Raw genomic sequence first — 1,968 nt, 5'->3', positions numbered from 1 at the left:
GAGGATTGCTCGTTCCATTCTGTATAAAAATCCAGTAAAACAGGAACCCGGGCATTAATCAATTCGCCAAATTTTGACATAGTACTGACCATTTAGTACTACAAATATAGTATTTATGCTGAAACGTGGTGATTTTTAAGAAAATTTTGACCCTTTTATACCAATTAATCATCTATTAGGTATCTCATCTGTTGAAAACTTAAACAGTCTATTGGCTTCTTCTTCCTTAAACTTCGTTACCAGATTTAATGCTTCGGGAATCACATCGCTGCAAATCACAATCAAAGACCCTTTTTTAGCATTTTTGATGGCGTAAGTTATGGCCTCTTTTTCTGAAGGTATTATGGTTGTCTTTTTGTTAAGTCCGGCAGTTTTAATCCCTTCATCAAGCATTTTGATGATTTCATTTTCTGATCTACCTCTCAGGTGTTTGTCTTGCCTGATAATGATTTCATCAAACATTTCAGCGGCAACTGCACCCAGCTCCTTGGTGTCTTCTTCTCTCCTGTCCCCAACACCGGCAATGATGCCTATTTTCTCGGTGGCCTCCATTTTTTCTATCATATCCTTTAGTGCTCTCAACCCTGCGGGATTATGTGCATAATCCAACAACACCTGGAAGTTTTCAAAATTGAACAGGTTCAATCTACCGGGGGTTTGGCCCGGGGAGGGAATAAACGTTTCCAAAGACACTTTGATATCTTCAATGCTGAAGCCTCTTAGGTAAGCCGTTAGAACTGCCGGCAACACGTTTTGAATCATAAAAGTAGCCTTCCCTCCAAAGGTCAATGGCACATTCACGGCTTTGATGACCCTTAATTTCCAGTCGCCGCGACAAATGGTGATGAAGCCGTTTTCATATACGGCTGAAATCCCACCCACTTTGGTCATAGATTTAATATGCGGATTATTTTCATCCATAGAGAACAGCGCTACATTGCACTCAACACTTTTTCGCATGGCATAAACCAATTCGTCATCGGCATTTAAAATGGCATAACCGTCTTTGTGAACAGTTTCGGGAACAACGCCTTTTACTTTAGCCAGTTGCTCTATGGTATGGATGCCTTTTAAACCTAAATGGTCTGCGGCTACGTTTGTAACAATGCCAATATCACAATTATGAAAACCCAAACCTGCCCGCAGCAATCCGCCACGGGCACATTCAAGTACGGCAAAATTGACGGTTGGATCTTTCAATACAAATTCTGAACTGGCAGGGCCGGTACAGTCGCCTTTCATTAGCATCCGGTTTTGGATGTAAACACCATCACTGGTGGTATAACCCACTTTAAAACCTTTCATTTTTGCCATATGGGCAATGAGTCGTGTGGTGGTTGTTTTACCATTTGTTCCGGTAACAGCCACTATGGGAATTCTTGCCGTTGACCCCGGCGGAAACAACATATCAATCACATCAGCTGCCACATTTCGCGGAAGCCCTTCTGAAGGAGCCAGGTGCATTCTAAAGCCCGGTCCGGCGTTGACTTCAATCACTGCTCCACCGGTTTCTTCCAAGGGTTTGCTGATGTCTGTGGTCATCACATCTATACCGCAAATATCCAGATCGATGATTTTTGAAATGCGTTCTGCCATAAATATATTGGCGGGATGGACAATATCAGTTACATCTTCTGAAGTACCACCGGTGCTAAGGTTTGCCGTATCTTTAAGGATTACCCGCTCGCCTTCTTTAGGAACAGTCTCCAGGGTATATCCATAAGAAGCGATGATGCTTTTGGTTAAATCGTTTACAGTGATTTGGGTGAGTACTTTTTCATGCCCATAACCGCGTCTGGGGTCGCTGTTTACTTTATCGATGAGTTCTTGTAATGTGGATTTGCCGTCACCAACAACGTGTGCCGGGGTTCTTTTCGCAGCAGCGACAAGTCTATGGTTTATAACAAGTATCCTGTAATCTTCACCGGTAATAAAACGTTCCACTATAACAGAACGAGACACTTCTTT

The 1,968-nt window shown here is 42.6% G+C and carries 1 protein-coding gene and 1 pseudogene; both read right to left on the bottom strand.

The annotated features are described in order from the left end of the window. Window positions 1–80: pseudogene (locus AC6F75_RS08785) on the bottom strand (thioredoxin); the annotation flags it as partial. Between the two features lie 88 nt (window positions 81–168). Next, the coding region (gene cphA, locus AC6F75_RS08780) for a cyanophycin synthetase (RefSeq protein WP_500714632.1) at window positions 169–1,968 on the bottom strand (1,800 nt) is incomplete at its 5' end.

Source organism: Planktosalinus sp., assembly GCF_059864935.1.
This window is presented reverse-complemented; position numbering and strand designations above follow the sequence as displayed.